The following is a 2,013-nucleotide window of genomic DNA, read 5'->3' as shown; positions in this document are numbered from 1 at the left end:
CTAATAAAATGCAAGACTTATTTTAAATTAGTTTTTGTATTGTTAGACATAGTTGAAGCTAGCCTGCTTTATGTAGCCTTTTCATGTATTTACGGTCTATTAGGCAATTAATATCTGCTCACTCGCTTTAACTATGAATTGGAAATCCCAATATCAGATTTACAATTCCATTCCCACTTTCTATAACTCTTCTATACTGAGCACTTCCACGACTAAATCCACGGGGGTCGTTTTGGTAAACATTCCACTTTCCTTTTTCAAAAGAAAAATGCAGAGGCGGAAATTGGGCGAACAACCCTCGTTAGAAAAAAGACTTTCGAGAGGGCAAGGTCTGTACCAACTACGCCATCCGTATGGCGATACTTTTCTTCGGATTACCGAATTGTTTATACCAAACCAGATGTTTTTTGCGCGCAATATTTTATGTGCAATTAACATCACGCTGAATTCCTGTTTTGTGAGCAGAACGACTAAAGTTTCTTCAACATCGGTGCCAATTAGCTTTGCCTTCTGGGACAACTTTCGTTTGATCCTTCCCCTATCCCACAAAGTGAGTTGTTGTTGTCTTCTTATTTCGGTGTTCTTTCATTTCTATTGGCTGTTTCCCTCTGTGTTTCTTTTGATTCCGGACATATTTCCAATTATAAAATGTGTTACTTTTTCATCTTCTATAAAAGCAACAATTTCTTTTGTTGTTTATTGGCTCGCCCAGAAACCAATAACGCTTTATCCTCAGTTACAACAGTCACTACCTATATTTCAATCAAATCAACACCAGCGACTTTAAATTCATATGTGGAAATATTTTATTCGGATACCTGAACGGAATGTCAAAACCAATAAGCTCCATTTCTCCACACGGTTAGTTAAAGCTAAGTCTTCTTCTGTTAGACAAGGAGGTACAATTGTTTTATTTTTCTTGAAAAACTTCTCCTTCCGGTTCTTCTTTTTCTTTTTTGTTAAAAGATCTGAAAGTTTAAGTCCATATTCTACTTTTTTAATCAAAATCGTGTCTTTTGAAACAGTCATTGACTTACCTTTAACAAAATACACTAGTAATTATTTTCAATACGTTATTCATAGCTGCCGAATTGTTTCACGGCATACTTATCTCTAATTACTTAAACGATTTTTGAGTGAAGGTTATAGGTTTGTTTTCTGAAGCTTCGATCACTGTTTTACTGAGCAACTATTTAAACGCAAAGTAATAGGATATTGATTCCCCCGAAATATCATTCCACACAAAAGCGTTCCAACAAGATAAGTGGGTGACACCCCTCTTTTGTGATCCATAACAGGAATCATATTTGCCGATTACAGTAGGCAACGGCTTATCCAAAGATAAGCATGATCTGGACTAACCGTCGACTACTTCTTGCACTTAAGCAATTTGTAGATACTTTGGGTGTTCTAAGTTGTAGTCCAGTTCACTGATCTCTCCACAAATTATTTTGGCCAAGAAATTAGCAGCAGCGAGAATATCGCGATGATTTTGATAGCCGCATAGACATTTATAGAGTCCCGGGGACATTTTGCATCTTTTCGCACACCAAGAACATTATTGCGAGGTAACGTTTTCTTAGTGGTTATCAATCTTTATTAATTTTGCCTTTAATTTATACGATAAAGATCCGTACGCTTTTCCAAAAAATTAATTCGATGGTTTTGGTTCGTAGTCCGACGCCAATCCCTTTTCACTTTACAGCGGGATGTGTTGGACCGAACACAGTCCACATCGCCAAACTCCACTTCTTTCACTTCATTTTTAATGCACCAATCAACAAATTGTTACGTGGTTTTATGGATTACGTCAATGGTAAACATTCTTCTCCCACCTAGGCTTTGTGTTGAGGAAGAAGACTTCTGGCATAATCGTTTAAACTATGGGGCACATGCAAAGAAAGCTCTACCACTTCATATCCATACTAATCAGCTGGAACTATAATACCGACCCATACACCTTCGAAAAGGGACTGGATTAACTAAAGCTAGGAAAAATAGTATCATTAAAAA

At 36.9% G+C, this 2,013-nt stretch carries 1 protein-coding gene; it reads right to left on the bottom strand.

The genetic code is table 11. The features are described from left to right. Positions 1-789: 789 nt before the first annotated feature. Positions 790-1,029 (bottom strand): hypothetical protein, encoded by a 240-nt coding sequence (locus H2672_RS19005; protein ID WP_186673957.1) that lies wholly within the window; start codon positions 1,027-1,029, stop codon positions 790-792. Positions 1,030-2,013 lie beyond the last annotated feature (984 nt).

Source organism: Sporosarcina sp. BP05, assembly GCF_014282005.1.
GTDB lineage: Bacteria > Bacillota > Bacilli > Bacillales_A > Planococcaceae > Sporosarcina.
The sequence above is the reverse complement of the archived record's forward strand: the minus strand, read 5'-3'. Positions and strand labels throughout refer to the sequence as shown.